Source organism: Variovorax sp. Soil_C_12, from assembly GCF_057657375.1.
This window is the reverse complement of sequence record NZ_JBDGIO010000028.1, coordinates 19,052-33,583: the sequence shown is the minus strand read 5'-3', so window position 1 is coordinate 33,583 and position 14,532 is coordinate 19,052. Positions and strand designations below refer to the sequence as shown.

At 71.6% G+C, this 14,532-nt stretch carries 11 protein-coding genes and 1 pseudogene; 10 read left to right on the top strand and 2 right to left on the bottom strand.

Translation table 11 applies throughout. The features are described 5' to 3' along the window. Position 1: 1 nt before the first annotated feature. Positions 2 to 883 carry an alpha/beta fold hydrolase gene (locus tag AC3A6X_RS35590; protein WP_487846574.1) on the bottom strand — a complete coding sequence of 294 codons (882 nt, stop codon included), beginning with the start codon at positions 881 to 883 and terminating at the stop codon, positions 2 to 4. Between the two features lie 44 nt (positions 884 to 927). Next, complete coding sequence (locus tag AC3A6X_RS35585) at positions 928 to 1,794, bottom strand: DODA-type extradiol aromatic ring-opening family dioxygenase (RefSeq protein ID WP_487846573.1); 867 nt, start codon at positions 1,792 to 1,794, stop codon at positions 928 to 930. Between the two features lie 91 nt (positions 1,795 to 1,885). Here AC3A6X_RS35585 and AC3A6X_RS35580 point away from each other — a divergent pair, with 91 nt between their 5' ends. From AC3A6X_RS35580 to AC3A6X_RS35535, 10 genes and pseudogenes are all read left to right on the top strand, one after another. Next, positions 1,886 to 2,791, top strand: a complete 906-nt coding sequence (locus AC3A6X_RS35580; protein ID WP_487846572.1) for a LysR family transcriptional regulator — start codon at positions 1,886 to 1,888, stop codon at positions 2,789 to 2,791. Positions 2,792 to 2,832: 41 nt separating this feature from the next. Further along, positions 2,833 to 4,680: pseudogene (locus AC3A6X_RS35575) on the top strand (ABC transporter ATP-binding protein); the annotation flags it as partial. 363 nt (positions 4,681 to 5,043) lie between these two features. After that, on the top strand, positions 5,044 to 6,372 hold the full coding sequence (locus AC3A6X_RS35570; protein WP_487846571.1) for a DUF2868 domain-containing protein: 1,329 nt from the start codon (positions 5,044 to 5,046) through the stop codon (positions 6,370 to 6,372). Further along, positions 6,369 to 7,796: a GTPase/DUF3482 domain-containing protein gene (locus AC3A6X_RS35565; RefSeq protein WP_487846570.1), complete on the top strand. Its 1,428-nt coding sequence runs from the start codon at positions 6,369 to 6,371 to the stop codon at positions 7,794 to 7,796. Before AC3A6X_RS35570 ends, AC3A6X_RS35565 begins: the two co-directional genes overlap by 4 nt. 8 nt (positions 7,797 to 7,804) lie before the next feature. Further along, positions 7,805 to 8,557: a glutamine amidotransferase gene (locus AC3A6X_RS35560; RefSeq protein WP_487846569.1), complete on the top strand. Its 753-nt coding sequence runs from the start codon at positions 7,805 to 7,807 to the stop codon at positions 8,555 to 8,557. An 89-nt stretch (positions 8,558 to 8,646) separates the two neighbouring features. After that, positions 8,647 to 9,291 carry a CDP-alcohol phosphatidyltransferase family protein gene (locus tag AC3A6X_RS35555; protein ID WP_487846568.1) on the top strand — a complete coding sequence of 215 codons (645 nt, stop codon included), beginning with the start codon at positions 8,647 to 8,649 and terminating at the stop codon, positions 9,289 to 9,291. A 37-nt stretch (positions 9,292 to 9,328) separates the two neighbouring features. Further along, positions 9,329 to 10,885, top strand: a complete 1,557-nt coding sequence (locus AC3A6X_RS35550) for a phospholipase D family protein (protein ID WP_487846567.1) — start codon at positions 9,329 to 9,331, stop codon at positions 10,883 to 10,885. A gap of 49 nt (positions 10,886 to 10,934) precedes the next feature. Next, positions 10,935 to 11,096 (top strand): response regulator transcription factor, encoded by a 162-nt coding sequence (locus tag AC3A6X_RS35545; RefSeq protein ID WP_487846585.1) that lies wholly within the window; start codon positions 10,935 to 10,937, stop codon positions 11,094 to 11,096. Positions 11,097 to 11,125: 29 nt separating this feature from the next. After that, positions 11,126 to 12,091: a Bug family tripartite tricarboxylate transporter substrate binding protein gene (locus tag AC3A6X_RS35540; RefSeq protein ID WP_487846566.1), complete on the top strand. Its 966-nt coding sequence runs from the start codon at positions 11,126 to 11,128 to the stop codon at positions 12,089 to 12,091. A gap of 60 nt (positions 12,092 to 12,151) precedes the next feature. Next, on the top strand, positions 12,152 to 14,524 hold the full coding sequence (locus AC3A6X_RS35535) for an acylase (protein ID WP_487846565.1): 2,373 nt from the start codon (positions 12,152 to 12,154) through the stop codon (positions 14,522 to 14,524). The last annotated feature ends 8 nt before the right edge of the window (positions 14,525 to 14,532 follow it).

The following is a 14,532-nucleotide window of genomic DNA, read 5'->3' as shown; positions in this document are numbered from 1 at the left end:
CTCAGGCCAGGAAGCGCGCGAGCCGCGCGTTCACCTCGTCCGCGCGCTCGTACTGCGCCCAGTGGCCGGCGCCGTCGACCACGACCCCCTCGCGCCGCGGATGGCCCGCGGCCAGCTGCGCCACCAACGGGCGCGCGTCAGCCGTCACGTCGTGCTCGCCCCACAGCAGCAAGGTCGGTCCGGCAAAGGCGTCGAGCGCCGCCTGCAGCCCGCCGGCCATCGAGACGTCCTTGCTGCGGAAGCGCGTGCCGTGGCAGGAGGCATCGTGGATGGCGAAGGCCAGCGCGTCGATCGCGGCCGGGTCGTGCAGCATCAGCGCGCCGAGGTTGTGCAGCAGCGCGGCGCGCTCCTCTTCGCGGTCCTTCGCGGCGCGCCAGTTGATCATCTCCGCCGCCATGCGGCGCTTGGTGCCATGCCCGGCGCTGCCCAGCAGTGCCAGCCGGCGCACGCCGCCGCGCCGCAACGCGAGCTTCGCAGCCACCAGCCCGCCGAAGGAGAAGCCGCCCAGGTCGATGGGCGTGCCGGCGCCGACCAGGCTGTCGAGCGTGGCGGCCAGCGCATCGAGCGACGGGTCCAGCGCGGTCTGGCCGCCCGACGGCGGGGGTGGCGTGTCGGAGTCGTTGAAGCCCGGCATGTCGGGCAGCCACAGGGTGCGCGTGGCCGCCAGCGCCTCGATGTTGCGCAGCCAGTGCATCCAGCTGCCGTGGCCGCCGTGCAGCAGCACCAGGGGCGGCTGCGTGTTGTCGCTCCCGAAGCGGCGCCAGCGCACGCGCCGGCCGGCGTGCAGGGCATCGTGGGAGGTGGAGAGCGCGGCAATGCGCGTGATCAGGCGATGCGCGGCGGCATCGGCTTCGGGGTCGGGATGGGAAAGTAGATCGCTCACCGGACCATTTTGCAGCCCTCGCACGGTCTGCGTGCAGTGCCTGCTCAGGCCGCTTCACCCGCCGCTTCACCCGCCGCTTCACCCGCCGCTTCAGCCACCGCGGCGCCGAAGCGGTAGCTGGACACCACGACCCCGCCCATGAAGGCCTCCTCGTGGTAGATGCGCATGCCCGCATCCTCCCCGGCCGCACCGGCGGCGACCATCAGCGGGATCAGGTGCTCCTCGCGCGGATGCGCGATGCGCGCCGCGGGCGCCTGCGACCAGGCCAGCAGGCGCTCGATGCGTTGCGCCGGCGGCGCATCGACGGTCTGCGCCAGCCAGTCGTCGAAGGCCTTCGACGGCTCGTGCGCCTGCGGGCCCAAGTTGCGCAGGTTGTGGTAGCTCAGGCCGCTGCCGACGATCAGCACGTTCTCGTCGCGCAGCGGCGCCAGCGCGCGGCCCAGCGCCACATGCTCGGCCGGGTCGAGCCCGCGCCGCAGCGACAACTGCACCACCGGCACCTCGGCCTTCGGGTACATCGCGGCCATCGGCGAGAACATGCCGTGGTCGAAGCCGCGCTCGGCATCGAAGGCCGCCGGCAGGCCGGCCGCCTCGACCAGGCCCTGCACGCGGCGCGCCAGCGCGGGCGACCCGGGGGCGTCGTAGTGCACGTGGTAGGTGTGCTCGGGGAAGCCGCCGTAGTCGTAGATCATCGGCGGCTTCGGGTTGCCCATCACGGTGAAGGCCGGCGCCTCCCAGTGCGCCGAGACCATCAGGATGGCGTCGGGCGTGCGGCCGATCTGGCGCGGCATGTCGGCCAGCGCGGCCTCGAGCTGCGCGTAGGCGTTGCCCATCTCCTTCTTCATCCAAGGCCAGGGGCCGCCGCCGTGGGAGATGAAATAGGTGGGAAGGATGTCGCGGGTCGTGCTCATGGAATGCTCCTTGGCTGCCAGTCTAAAGATTTCCCACCGAGAAATCGACAGGCTAGGATGCATCGCTTCCCTTCTTCCCAGGAAATCGACCATGGACCGACTGACCAGCCTGCGCGTCTTCCGCGAGGTCGTGGAGGCGGGCAGCTTCGCCGCCGCCGCGGCCCGCCTGGAGATCTCGGCGCCGATGGCGAGCAAGCATGTGGCGCAGCTCGAGCAATCGCTGGGCGCGCGGCTGCTGCACCGCTCGAGCCGACACCTGAGCCTGACCGAAGCCGGCCGCGCCTGGTACGAGCAGAGCGGGCGCGCGCTCGATCTGCTCGACGCCGCCGAGGCGGCGATCGGTCAGAAGAACGAGGCGCCGCGCGGCCAGCTCAAGGTCAGTGCGCCCGTGTGGTGCGCCACGCCGCGCATCGCGCGGGTGCTGGCCGATTACCGCGAGCGCTTTCCGGAGGTGCTGGTCGACATGCACCTGGAGAACCGCAAGGTGGACCTGGCGGCCGATGGCTACGACCTCGCGCTGCGCGCCACGCAGGAGCCCTCCCCGGCCCTGATCGCGCGGCCGCTCACCCGCCTGCAGTTCCACCTGGTGGCCGCGCCCGACTACCTTGCACGCGCCGGCCGGCCTGCGACGCCGGGCGAGCTGGCGAAGCTCCATGCCATCGTCCCCAGCTACGTGAATATCGAGGGGCTCACGCTCAAGGGGCCGGGCGGGCGGCAGGCGCCGCTGCGGCTGCAGCCGGTGATGAAGTCGGACGACACCACGCTCACGCTGCATGCCGTGCGGGCGGGCATGGGCATGGCCTTCCTGCCCGAGTGGCTGGTGGACGAGGACCTGGGCGCGGAGCGGCTGGTGCGGCTGGTGCCGGACTATGCGGCGCCGCCGGTGACGCTGTTCGCGGTCTACATGAGCCGGCAGTACATGGCGCCGAAGATGCGCAGCTTCATCGATTTCCTGGGGGAGCGGTTGGCGAAACCCTTGCAAGGCGCATCAACATAGGCACCCCGCTACAGTGACGCCTCACCGGAGGCCGCCCCCCCTTGTTCACCTACTTCGAAAAACTCCTCCACCCCTACCCCACCACCGAACCCGCCCTGCCCCCGCGCGGCTTCTTCGCCTTTCTCTGGGCCTGCACCGAGGGCCTGCGCGGCAAGATCCTCGCGATGGCGCTGCTCACGGCCGCCATGTCGGCCTTCGAGGCGCTGCTGTTCGCGATGCTGGGGCGCATCGTCGACTGGCTCGGCGGCCAGGCGCCGGCGCGGCTGTGGGAAGAGCGCGGCGGCACGCTGATGTGGCTGGGCATTGCGCTGGCCGTCAGCATCGCCGTGGTGGCGCTGCAGACCATCGTCAAGCACCAGACGCTGGCGGTGAACCTGCCCATGCGCCTGCGCTGGAACTTCCACCGCCTGATGCTGGGCCAGAGCATGGCCTTCTACCAGGACGAGTTCGCCGGCCGCATCACCGCCAAGGTCATGCAGACCGCGCTGGCCGTGCGCGAAACCCTCTTCGTGCTGGCCGACGTGCTGGTGGCCATGACGGTCTACGTCGCCACCATGATCGTGCTGGCGGCCGTGCTCGACCGCCAGCTGATGCTGCCCTTCGCGGTCTGGCTCGCGCTCTACATCGCCGCGCTGTGCTTCTTCGTGCCGCGGCTGGGCAAGATCGGCAAGGCGCAGGCCGATGCGCGCGCCATGATGACCGGCCGCATCACCGACGCCTACACCAACATCGCCACCGTCAAGCTGTTCTCGCATGCGCACCGCGAGGCCGGCTTCGCGCGCGCGGCGATGCAGGACTTCATGCTCACCGGCTACGGCCAGATGCGGCTGGTGAGCGCCTTCGAGATCACCAACCACGCGCTCAGCATGGGCCTCACGGCCGGCATGGCGGGCATGGGCCTGTGGCTGTGGTCGCAGGGCGCGGTGGGCGTCGGCGCGGTGGCGGCGGCGACCGCGATGGCGCTGCGGCTGCAGGGCATGTCGCACTGGATCATGTGGGAGATGACCAGCCTGTTCGAGAACATCGGCACCGTGCAGGACGGCATGAAGACGCTGTCGCACCGGCGCACCGTGCTCGACGCGCCCGATGCGGCCACGCTCGCCGTGCCGCGCGGCGAGGTGCGCTTCGAGCACGCGAGCTTCCGCTACGGCCTGGACCCGGCCGAAGGCGGCCGCCGCGTGATCGACGACCTCACGCTCACGGTCGCGCCCGGCGAGAAGATCGGCCTGGTCGGCCGCTCCGGCGCCGGCAAGTCCACGCTGGTGAACCTGCTGCTGCGCTTCCACGACCTGGAAAGCGGCCGCATCCTGATCGACGGCCAGGACATCGCGCATGTCACGCAGGACTCGCTGCGCGCGCACATCGGCATGGTGACGCAGGACACCTCGCTGCTGCACCGCTCGGTGGCCGACAACATCGCCTACGGCCGGCCCGACGCGAGCGCGGCGGCGATCCGCGCGGCGGCCGAGCGGGCCGAGGCGCACGACTTCATCGAATCGCTCGGCGACCCGAACGGCCGCCGCGGCTACGAGGCGCACGTGGGCGAGCGCGGCGTCAAGCTCTCCGGCGGCCAGCGCCAGCGCATCGCCATAGCGCGCGTGATGCTGAAGGACGCGCCGATCCTGCTGCTCGACGAGGCCACCAGCGCGCTCGACTCCGAGGTCGAGGCCGCCATCCAGGCCAGCCTGTACCGGTTGATGTAGGGCAAGACCGTGATCGCGATCGCGCACCGGCTCTCCACCATCGCGGCCATGGACCGGCTGATCGTGCTCGACCAGGGCCGCGTGGTCGAACAGGGCGACCACCAGACGCTGCTGGCCCGCGGCGGGCTCTATGCGCGGCTGTGGGCGCACCAGAGCGGCGGCTTCCTGGGGGAGGACGACGGGGATGGCGACGACGAGGGACCCGGAATCCCTGGAGAGTCCTACAGTGCGCGAGGTCGGGCGACTACAGCCCGCCAGCCCGTTGCTGGCACTCTGGAGCCATCTTCAACGCAAGAGGAGCCTGCGCCGTGAATTCCATCATCTACATCGTCGGTCTGGTCGTGGTCGTGGTGGCCGTCCTGTCTTTCTTCGGGCTGCGCTGACACCACCAGCGCCGCACTTCCTGCCCAGCGGGCAGGTATCTCGGGGCCGGTCGCGGCCCCGTTTTTCATGGAGGCCCCGGGCATAATTCCGCGCTCTTCTCGAAGGAAGCCGTTGAATCCCGGAGCGCACCCCTTTTCTTTTCAGGATGCGGCGATCGCCGAGGCCGTGCAACAGGTCGAAGAGGCCGGCCCGCTCGACGATGCGCAAGCGATGCGCCAGGCGATGGCGCTCTACGCCGACGGCGGCGGACGGATCGTCGAGCGGGCCCGCCTGCTCGGGCAGCGCATCGGCCTGCAGGACGAGCTGGCACGCGCCCGCACCTGGGCCCCTTGGATCCTGCTGGCTCTGGTCGCCCTGATCGTGCTCGGCGGCCTCACGCTCGCCGGCAGCGTGGTCGGCGGCAGCGAGCGCAGCATCAACGTGGTGGTGGCGCTGGCCGGCCTGCTGGGCCTGCATCTGCTGACCCTGCTGCTGTGGCTGCTCGGGCTGCTGCTGCCGCTGGGCTCCCTCAACCTCTCCCTCGGCTGGCTCTGGCTCGCGCTCACGGCCCGGGTGGCCGGTGGGCGCCGGGGCCAGGCGCCGCTGCTTTTGCGGGCGGCCACGCGGCTGCTGGTCCGCGCGCGGCTTGCGCCCTGGGCCCTGGGCTTCGTGAGCCATGCGATCTGGTCGCTGTCCTTCACGGTCGTGCTGGCGGTGCTGCTGTTCTCGCTGGCTTTTCGAAGCTACACGCTGAGCTGGGAAACGACCATCCTCGACCCGGGCTTCTTCGTGCAGGCCGTCCAGTGGTTGGGGCGCGCACCGGCGTGGTTGGGCTTCCCGGTGCCGGATGCGCAGACAGTGCTGTCGCCCCGGGCCGCCGCGGCCGGCCAGCGCGCCTGGGCCCTGTGGCTCACGGGCTGCATCCTCGTCTACGGGCTGCTGCCGCGCCTCGTCCTCGCCCTGCTGTGCGCGGGGGTCTGGCGCGCGCGGCGCCGGGCGCTGCAGCCCGACCTGTCGCAGCCCTACCACCGCCGGCTGCTGGCGCGCTTCGACGCGCTGGCGCCGCGGCAGATCGTCGACGCCGATCCCGGCAGCGCGCGGCACGGCGCCCTCGCCGGCCTGGCCGCGGACCAGACCCGCGACACGCTGATGGCGATCGGCTTCGAGCTGCCCGAGGAGCTTCCCTGGCCGCCCGCCGCGCTCGATGCCGCGGGCGCACAGGCGCTGCGCATCGACGGCAGCGCCGGCGCCCGGCGCGAGGCGCTGGACCTGCTGGCGCGGCTGCGGCCGCGGCGCGTGCTGGTCGGCTGCAACGCCGCCGCCAGCCCCGACCGCGGCACCGAGCGCTTCCTGCGCGAAGTGGCCGCGCTCAGCAGCGAATGCCGCCTGTGGCTGCAGGGCAGCGGCGCCACGCCGGAGGCACGCAGCCGCTGGCATGCCTGGCTGGCCGATGCCGGCCTCGAGCGCATCGAGGCCAGCGACGAAGCGCGGGGCGCGCTGCGCGGATGGGCATGAGCGTGACGGAACCCATCCGCATCGCCGTCGTCGGCCACACCAACGCCGGAAAAACCTCGCTGCTGCGCACGCTGACGCGGCGTGTCGACTTCGGCGAGGTGTCGCGCCAGCCCGGCACCACGCGCCACGTCGAGGCCATCGAACTGCAGGTGGACGGCCGCGCCGCCGTACGCTTTCTCGACACGCCGGGCCTGGAAGATGCGGTCGCGCTGCGCGAGCACATCGACGCCCTCGACGAGCGCGGCGATCTCACGCCGCCCGAGCGCATCCGCCGCTTCCTCGCGGGGCCCGAGGCGCACGGCGTGTTCGAACAGGAGGCCAAGGTACTGCGCGCCCTGCTGGAGGTCGATGCCGCCTTCCTGGTGATCGATGCGCGCGAGCCGGTGCTGCCCAAGTTCCGCGCCGAGATCGAGCTGCTCGGCGCCTGCGCCCGGCCGCTGCTGCCGGTGCTGAACTTCCTGCGCGAGGCCGGCACCCGCGAAGGCGCGTGGAAGGAGTTGCTCTCCGCCTACGGGCTGCATGTGGTGGTGCGCTTCGACGCGGCCGCGCCCTTCGTCGGCGCCGAGCGCGAGCTCTACCGCGACCTCGCCACCCTGCTGCGCGAGCGGCGCGCGCAGCTCGACCGCATCGCCGCTTTCCTCGACGAGGAATTCGCCCGCCGCCGCGAGGCGGCCGGCGAGCGCATCGCCGAGCTGCTGGTCGATGCCGCGGCAATGCGGCGCACAGCCTCGGCCGTCGAGTTCGAGATCGAGAGCAGCCGCGCGCGCCTGGTCGCCGCCCTGCAGAAGGCCGTTTTCGACAAGGCGCAGCGCTGCGCCTCCGACCTGCTGGCCCTCTACGGCTTTCGCGAGAACGATGCCGACGAGGCGCCGCTGCCGCTGATCGAAGGCCGCTGGACCATGGACTTCTTCCACCCCGAGGTGCTGAAGGATGCCGGCATCCTGCTCGGCAAGGGCGTGGCGGTGGGCGCCGCCGTCGGCGTGGTGGCCGACCTGGCGCTCGCCGGCTTGTCGCTGGGCGCAGGCGCGGCGCTGGGCGGCGCCATTGGCGGCGCGCTCTCGCAGGGCTTCGGTCCGCTGGGCCGAAAGTTCGTCAACAAGCTGCGCGACGTACACGAGCTCACCGTCGAAGACCGCGTGCTGGTCGTGCTGGCCGCCTGGCAACTGAAGCTGCTGCGCGCGCTCGAACAGCGCGGCCATGCGGCCGTCGATCGCATTGCCGCCCACACGCCGACGGACCCCCTGGAAGCCGCCCGGCGACCGCTCACCGAGCTGGTGCGCGCCGCCCAGCCCGCGCGCAGCCATCCGGACTGGGACAGCGAGGCGCGGCTGCGCTGGCGCGAGGCGCCGCAGCGGCGCGACGTGGTGCTGCGGGTGGCGCAGCAGGTGCCGGCCGCCATTCAGGCCTTCGAGCGTGCGGCATGATCGGGCGCATGGAAGACTCCTCTCCCCGACCGCTGGCGATCATCAAGGCCGGCGATACCTTCGGTCCGCTGCGCGAGGAGCGCGGCGATTTCGAGCACTGGGTGCTGGCCGGCCTGGGCCCGATCGGGCTGCCCGTGGTCGTGCTCGATCCGCGCCGCGGCGACACCCTGCCCCAGCCCGCGCAGATCTCGGGCGCCGTCGTGACCGGCTCGCACGAGATGGTGTCGCACCGCGAGCCCTGGAGCGAGGCCACCGGCGCCTGGCTGGCGCAACTGGTCGCGCACGGCACGCCGCTGCTGGGCATCTGCTTCGGCCACCAGCTGCTCGCGCACGCGCTGGGCGGCGAGGCCGGCAACCATCCCGGCGGCCCCGAGATCGGCACCGTGCCGATCGAGCTGACGCCCGAGGCCGCCGACGACGCGCTGCTGCGTGAGATGCCCGCGCGCTTCGACGTCCAGGTGGTGCATTGGCAAAGCGCGCTGCAGCTGCCCGCGGGCGCCGTGCGCCTGGCCGGCAACGCCTTCGAGCCGCATCAGGCCTTCCGCATCGGGCCACGCGCCTGGGGCCTGCAGTTCCATCCCGAGTTCGATGCCGAGGTGATGCGCGGCTACGTCGACCACCTGGCCGGGGAGCTGCGCGCGCTCGGCACCGACCCGGACGTACTGCGCAGTCGCGTGGCCGGCACCGAGGCCGCGACCGGCCTGCTGCGGCGCTTCGCCTGCATCGCCGAGGCGCACGAAACCGCAGCGGCGCCGGCCTGAACCCCCACGCCGGCATCGACCGGCGACTACACGCGGCCCGCGGCAGTTGCGCTAAGGTGCGTCGCATCCCGTCTCACTGAAGCACAGCCATGTCCACCCCCAATCCGGTCGCGGCGCGGCCCCGCAAGCATTTCTCGATGATCCGCGGCTTCCACCTGGCCGACATCTTCACGCTCGGCAATGCGGCCTGCGGCGTCGGCGTCGTCTTCCTCGCGATGGCCTACATCGCGAGCCAGCAGCTCGCGCATTTCATGTGGGCGGCGGCGCTGGCGCCCGCTGCCTTCGTCTTCGACGTCTTCGACGGCCGCATCGCGCGCTGGCGGCAGACGCAGTCGGCCCTCGGGCGCGAGCTCGATTCGCTGGCCGACGTGATCTCCTTCGGCGTCGCGCCCGCCGCCCTCGGCTTTGCGGGCGGACTGGACGGCGGCTGGGACTGCGCGATCCTTACCTATTTCGTCTGCTGCGGCGTCAGCCGGCTGGCGCGCTACAACGTCACGGCCGAGTCACTCTCGGGCGGCGGCGACAAGGTCAAGTACTTCGAGGGCACGCCGATCCCGACCAGCGTGGTGTTGGTCGGCGTCCTGGCTTGGGCGGCGTGGCAAGGTCGTATCGGCGATGCGGCCTGGGGCGGCGCGTGGATGCTCGGGCCCTGGGTGCTGCATCCGCTGACGCTGCTGTTCGCGCTTTCGGGCACGCTGATGATCAGCAAGACCTTGCGCATTCCGAAGCTGTAGGCGCCTTCCCGCCCCGCATGCCGGTTACCCTCCCGGCATGCGATCCCTGCGCGCCTTCCTTGCACTTTCGCTGGCCTTCCTCCTCGCGGCCTGCGCGACGCTGCCGGCGACGGTCCAGCGCCCGCCCTCGTCCGCCTTCACCAGCACCGACGACACCTTCCTCGGCCGGGCCCTGGCACCCGAGCTGGCCGCGCATCCAGGGTTCACCGGCATCCTGCCGCTGATCGACGCGCGCGAGGCCTTCGCGGCGCGGATGACGCTGACCCAGGCCGCCGAGCGCAGTCTGGACATGCAGTACTACATCTGGCGCGGCGACACCACGGGGCAGCTCCTGTTCGAGGCCGCCTGGGCGGCGGCCGAGCGCGGCGTGCGCGTGCGCCTGCTGGTCGACGACAACAACACCAGCGGACTGGACGACACCCTGGCCGCGCTCGATGCGCATCCGAACCTCGAGGTCCGGCTCTTCAACCCCTTCGCCAACCGCGGCCTCCGGGCCGGCGACTTCGCGCTCGACTTCTCGCGCGTCAACCGGCGCATGCACAACAAGTCCTTCACGGCGGACAACCAGGCCGCCATCGTCGGGGGGCGCAATGTGGGCGACGAATACTACGGGGCCGACCAGCAATTCGGCTTCCAGGACCTCGATGTCGTCACGGTCGGGCCGGTGGTGCGCGAGGTCTCGCGCCAGTTCGACCTGTACTGGAACAGCGAGGCCGCCTACCCCGCCGCCGCCCTGCTCGGCCAGCCGCCGCCCGACGCGGCTGCGCGGCTGCTCGCGCAATGGGCCGGCCTGCGCCAGCAGCCGCAGACGCAGCACTATCTGGAGGCCGTGCGCCAGACGCCGCTGATGCGCGAGGTGGCCGCGCGCCGCCTGCCCTTCGAGTGGGCCGATGCGCACGTGGTGAGCGACCTGCCGTCGAAAGTGCAGGCGTCCGACGGGCGCGAGCAGCAGCAGCTCATGTTCCCCCTGCTCAGGGAAGCGATGGGCGAACCCCGGCGCGAGCTCGACCTGGTGTCGCCCTACTTCGTGCCCGGCGCGGAGGGTGCGCAAGAACTCGCCGCATTGGCCCGGCGCGGCGTGGTGGTGCGCGTGCTGACCAACTCGCTGGCCGCGACCGACGTCGCCGCGGTGCATGCCGGCTATGCCCGCTACCGCAAGGAGCTGCTGGCCGGCGGAGTCGTCCTCTACGAACTCAAGCCAGGCGCAGCGCCGCCGCCACGGCCGGAGGAGGAAAGGCGCCGCAACCCCGGCGGCAGCTCGGCCGCGAGCCTGCATGCCAAGACCTTCGCGGTGGACCGCAGCCGCGTCTTCGTCGGCTCGCTCAACCTCGATCCACGCTCGGTACACCTCAACACCGAGATGGGCGTGGTGATCGACAGCCCCACGCTCGCACGGCGCCTGGGGGTGCAGATCGACCAGGTGGTGCCGACGCTGGCCTACGAGGTGCGCCTGCCCCGGCAAGGCGGCGGCATGGAGTGGATCGAGCGCGGCCCCGAGGGCGAGACGCGCTACCGCAGCGAGCCCGACACCAGCGGGCTGCGGCGCCTGTGGGTCGACTTCTTGTCGCTGCTGCCGATCGAGTGGCTGTTGTAGCTCGGACCGCAACGCGCGCGGAGCCAGGGGCAAAGACGAGGTCCTCGCCCTGCTGTCCGACGGCCAGAGCAACAAGCTGATCGCGCGGGAACTGGACCTGAGCCCGCACACCGTCAAGCGCCATGTCGCGCGAATCCTCGATCGGCTCGACCTGGCCTCGCGCATGCAGGCTGCCGCCTGGTACCGCACGCGCTCAGTCGGCCGCGCGTAGTCCCGGAGACGATCACAAGGAGATGTCGCATGGCACATCGACGCAAGATCGTGCTCGTACTCGTGTTCGGTGTAGCCAGCCTCGCCGGTGCCGCGGGCGCCGACGAGGCGCCCATCCGGCTCATCGTGCCCTTCGCGCCCGGTGGCTCGGCCGACCAGATCGCGCGTCTGGTCGCCGCCGGGCTCGCGCAACGGCTCGGTGCGCCGGTGGTGGTGGAGAACAAGGCCGGCGCGGGCGGCACGCTCGCCGCCGAGTTCGTCGCCAAGGCCGCGCCGGACGGCAAGACCTTGCTCATCGGCTCCAACGGCCCGCTGGTCATCAACCAGGCCGTGTACCCGAAGCTGCGGTACGACCCGCAGCGCCACTTCGTGCCGGTCGTCGCGCTCGCCGAGACGCCGCTGATGCTGGTGGTGCGGCGCGGCACGGGCTTCGGCTCGGTGGCCGAATTGCTGGGCCGCGCGCGCAAGGGCGAGACGCTGACGATGGCCTCGGCCGGGACCGGCGGCATCAACCACCTCGCGGGCCTCTACCTGTCACAACACATCGGCTTTACGCCGCAGCACATTCCGTATAGGGGCAGTGCGCCAGCGATCGCCGCGCTGCTGGGCGGCGACGTGACCATCATGTACGACGCGCTTCCGTCGTCGCTGCAGCACGCCAAGGCGGGCGGACAGTTGCAAGCGCTGGCGATCACCACCGCGCAGCGGCTGCCCTCGCTGCCCGACACGCCGACCTTCAACGAGTTGGGCTTCGACACCGGCAAGGTCACCGCCTGGTTCGGCATCGCGGCGCCGGCGAAGACACCTCTTGCGACGATCATGCGCATCAACACCGCGGCCAACGCGGTGCTTGCCGAAGCAGCGGTGCGCGAGCGGTTGGTCGCGATCGGATTCGACGCGATGGGCGGCAGCCCCGGGGATTTCAAGGCCGTGATCCAGACCGAGACGAAGCGCTGGGTACCGCTCGCGAAGGCGCTCCACGTGAAAGCGGACTAGATTACGGACTGATCAGGGGGTGAACGTTCGATCGGCAACTCCACCTTTGAAGCATTGAACATGAACCCCTTCCGCCTCGCACCGCACGCCCTCGCCCTCGCAACCCTCCTCGGCGCCTGCACGACAGCACCCGAACCCGGCTCGCGCAGCGTCACCATCGAGCGCACCACCTACGGCATCGCCCACATCACCGCCCCCGACTACGAAGGCATCGCCTACGGCGTGGCCTACGCCTACGCGCAGGACAACATCTGCCAGAGCGCCGAGCACCTGCTGACCGTGCGCGGCGAGCGCTCGATGTTCCTCGGCCCGCAGGCCATGGGCGATCTGGGCCTGGCCCGGCTGCCGAACGCGCAGATCGACCTTTTCGTGCGCGCCCACATGGACGATGCCGCGCTGGCGCGTGCAGCCGCCGCGACCAGCGAGGAGGTCAAGGCCTCGCTGCGCGGCTACATCGCCGGCTACAACCGCTACCTGCAGGACACCGGCCCGGCCGGCCTGCCCGAGGCTTGCCGCAACAAGCCCTGGGTGCGGCCGATGACGCCGTCCGATGCCGCCCGCGGCACCGAGCTGTCGATGATCCAGGTCGGCTTCGGCGCGCTGGCCGGCGCGATGCTCGCGACGGTGCCCCCTGCCCCCGGCACGCGAACCGGCGAGGCGCCCGTGCCGCTGGAACAGGCCGTCGCCGAAATCGCGCGCCACAGTCCCACCGCCAACCCCGAAGGCGGCGAGCTCGGCTCCAACGGCTGGGCCTTCGGCCGCAACGCCACGCCGGACGGCCGCGGCCTGGTGCTGGGCAACCCGCATTTCCCGTGGACCGGCACCAACCGCTTCTGGGAAATGCACCTCACCATCCCCGGCAAGCTCGACGTGATGGGCGTCACCATCGGCCCGGGCTCCTTCGTCGTGATCGGCTTCAACAAGGACGTGGCCTGGACGCACACCGTCTCCACCGGCAAGCGCTTCACGCTGTACGAGCTCAAGCTCGACCCGGCCGACCCCACGGTCTACATCGTCGACGGTCAGCGCCGCAAGATGACGGCGAAGACGGTGGTCCTGCCCGCGATGGACGGTGCCGCGCCGGTGCAGAAGACCTTCTACGGCACCGAGTGGGGCCCGGTCGTCGGGATGCCGCGCGCCGGGCTCGGCTGGACCGCCGCCACCGCCTATGCCGTGCGCGACGCCAACACGCAGAACACGCGCTCGGCCCAGAGCTGGATGCAGATGGCCGTGGCGCGCAACGTCGGCGAGCTGCGCGCCGCGATGGGCAACCAGGGCATGCCGTGGGTCAACACCATCGCGGCCGACCGCGACGGCAACGCCCTGTATGCCGACCTTTCGGTGGTCCCCGATGTCTCGGCCGAGATGCTGAAGTCCTGTGCGCCCTCGCCCCGCGTTGCCGCGCTGCTCAACACCGCCGGCCTGGCGGTGCTCGACGGCTCGCGCTCGGCCTGCGCCTGGACCCGGGACGCGGCCGCCGCCATGCCCGGCGTGACGCCGCCACAGCGCATGCCCGTGGTCGTGACGCCGGACTGGGTGCAGAACAGCAACGACAGCTTCTGGCTTGCCAACCCGCGCATCGCGCCGCCCCCCGGCATCTCGCCGCTGGTCGGCTTCGTCGGCACGCCGCAGCGGCTGCGCACGCGCAGCGGCATCCAGGAAATCGAGGCGCGGCTGGCCGGCAGCGATGGCCTGCCGGGCAACCGGATGGGCGCGGCCGAGCTTCGCAGCGTGATCTTCCGCGACCGCAACCAGGCCGGCGTGCTCGTGATGGACGACCTGGCCGCCGCCTGCAGCGCCAACGCCACCGCGCTCACGTCCGACCAGGCGCTGGGCTGCCGCGTGCTCGCAGCCTGGGACCGCACCAGCAACAGCGCCTCGAAGGGCGCGCCGCTGTTCCGCGAGTTCTGGCGCAAGGCGAGGAACGTGCCCACGGTCTGGCGCGTGCCCTTCGACCCGGCCCGCCCGGTCGCCACGCCGGCCGGCCTGGACATGGCCACGCCCGCAACGCGCGACGCGGTCTTCAAGGCGCTGGGCGAGGCCGTCGGCATCGTGCGCACCGCCGGCTTCGCGGCCGACGTGCCGCTCGGCGAGGTCCAGGCCCGCGTGGTGCGGGGGCAGAAGATCGCGATCCACGGCGGCGACGAGTTCGAGGGCGTGCTCAACAAGGTGGAAAGCCAGGGCCAGTCGCTGATCGATCCGAAGGGCTACAACATCAACTTCGGCAGCAGCTACATGCAGGTGGTGGGCTTCGACGAGCGCGGCCCCGTCGCGCAGGCCATCCTGACCTACGGCCAGAGCAGCGATCCTGCCTCGCCCTACGCCTACGACCAGCTGCCGCTGTTCGCCGCCAAGCAGTGGCATCCCCTGCCCTTCCACCGCGCCGACATCGAGGCGCAGCGGGTCGGCGCTCCGCTTCGACTCGCCTACTGAGGACTCGC

Excerpts from the sequence above, each read along its gene's own strand:
- AC3A6X_RS35540 (WP_487846566.1), top strand. The coding sequence starts at position 11,126 with ATGGCACATCGACGCAAGATCGTGCTCGTACTCGTGTTCGGTGTAGCC.
- AC3A6X_RS35585 (WP_487846573.1), bottom strand. The coding sequence starts at position 1,794 with ATGAGCACGACCCGCGACATCCTTCCCACCTATTTCATCTCCCACGGC.
- AC3A6X_RS35560 (WP_487846569.1), top strand. The coding sequence starts at position 7,805 with ATGGAAGACTCCTCTCCCCGACCGCTGGCGATCATCAAGGCCGGCGAT.
- AC3A6X_RS35565 (WP_487846570.1), top strand. The coding sequence starts at position 6,369 with ATGAGCGTGACGGAACCCATCCGCATCGCCGTCGTCGGCCACACCAAC.
- AC3A6X_RS35555 (WP_487846568.1), top strand. The coding sequence starts at position 8,647 with ATGTCCACCCCCAATCCGGTCGCGGCGCGGCCCCGCAAGCATTTCTCG.
- AC3A6X_RS35580 (WP_487846572.1), top strand. The coding sequence starts at position 1,886 with ATGGACCGACTGACCAGCCTGCGCGTCTTCCGCGAGGTCGTGGAGGCG.
- AC3A6X_RS35535 (WP_487846565.1), top strand. The coding sequence starts at position 12,152 with ATGAACCCCTTCCGCCTCGCACCGCACGCCCTCGCCCTCGCAACCCTC.
- AC3A6X_RS35550 (WP_487846567.1), top strand. The coding sequence starts at position 9,329 with ATGCGATCCCTGCGCGCCTTCCTTGCACTTTCGCTGGCCTTCCTCCTC.